The following is a 1,429-nucleotide window of genomic DNA, read 5'->3' as shown; positions in this document are numbered from 1 at the left end:
CACACTCGCCCCCCGGTGCTGGCCCCCGGGCCGCGGCCAGACCCGGGTGGGGCGGGCGGGCCCCCCCGCCCCCGCGCGCCCCCGCCCCCGCCCCCCCCCCCCCCCCCCGCGGCTGTCCGGGCCCGTGTGCGTCAGCGTCCGGGTGGTGGTTGTCGCTCGTCCGGGTGGCGGCACGACGGTTGCCGGTCGCCCAACGTAGTCGATCACCTACGCTGTGCCGGTTGCCTGCTGCCGAGCCTTCTGGAGTCACGGTGCCGACCGAGCCGGACCGCACTGACCTGCCGACCCCCGTCCAGTCCGTGGTGGACCCGGCCGCCGCCCGGGTGGGCCGCCGTCGCCGGGCGGCCGCGCTGGCGCTGCTCGCCGCCGCGCCGGTCCCGCTGGTCTCCCTCGGATCGGCCGCGCCGGCCGAGGCGCAGCGCCGGGTGGTCGGCGGCAACGCCGCGAGCACCGCCGACCACCCGTGGATCGTGGCACTGGCCAGCCGCCAGCAGTTCGGCAGCGGGCGCTCGGGCCAGTTCTGCGGGGGCGCGCTGGTCAGCCCGACCAAGGTGGTGACGGCCGCGCACTGCTTCTTCGACGAGGCCAAGGGCCGGGTGGACCGGCCGGGCCTCAAGGTGATCGTCGGTCGGGACGACATGCGCGGCACGTCCGGCCGGGAGGTGGCGGTGCGGTCGGTCTGGATCCACCCCGACTACTCCTTCGCCGCCAACATGAACGATGTCGCGGTGCTCACCCTCGGCGAGTCCCAGGGCTCCCGGCCGGTGGTCGAGCTGGTCGGCCGGGGTGAGGCGGCGCCCTACGAGGCCGGGACCACGGCGCAGGTGTACGGCTGGGGAGACACCACCGGGCGGGGCGACTACTCGCCGGTGCTGCGTGGGGTGGACGTGGCGATGGTCCCGGACGAGACCTGCGCCCACGCCTACCCGGGCGGGCCGGATGGCAAGTTCGACGCCCGCGGCATGGTCTGCGCGGGCGAGGAGAAGGGTGGCAAGGACGCCTGTCAGGGCGACAGCGGTGGCCCGCTCGTCGTGGGCGGGCGGCTGGTCGGCCTGGTGTCCTGGGGGACGGGCTGTGCGGAGGCGGCCCACCCGGGGGTCTATACGCGGCTGTCCACGGTCGTGGACGCGGTGCACTCGGTGCTGTGAGCGGTCAGGAGCGGCCGGCAGCGGGCACGTTCCTCGCGGTGAGTGATGTGGTAGTCACGTTCTGACGTCGCGTCGGACCGTCCGGGCCGGGGCGGGCGAACGAGGGGCAACCGTCCGGAGAACAGCCCGGAGAGCAGTTCCGAGAACGACCGGAGGTCGGCCGGAGAACGGCAGAGCCGGGCGATCGCCCCCGGGGGGGCGGGCGCCCGGCGCATCGGGCGCGGGGGGTGGGGGCCCCCACCCACCGCCCCGGGGGGTGTAGGGGGGGCCCCGGAACAGCG

1 protein-coding gene is annotated in these 1,429 nt (G+C 76.6%); it reads left to right on the top strand.

All coding sequences use genetic code 11. The features are described 5' to 3' along the window. Positions 1–323: 323 nt before the first annotated feature. A complete protein-coding gene (locus ACFV0O_RS14425) occupies positions 324–1,148 on the top strand; it encodes a S1 family peptidase (RefSeq protein WP_380341185.1) in 825 nt (274 codons plus the stop codon). Positions 1,149–1,429 lie beyond the last annotated feature (281 nt).

This window comes from Kitasatospora sp. NPDC059577 (genome assembly GCF_042735475.1).
In the GTDB taxonomy this organism is placed as follows: Bacteria; Actinomycetota; Actinomycetes; order Streptomycetales; family Streptomycetaceae; genus Kitasatospora.
Note: the sequence above shows the minus strand (reverse complement) of the source record. Positions and strands in the feature narration are given on the sequence as shown.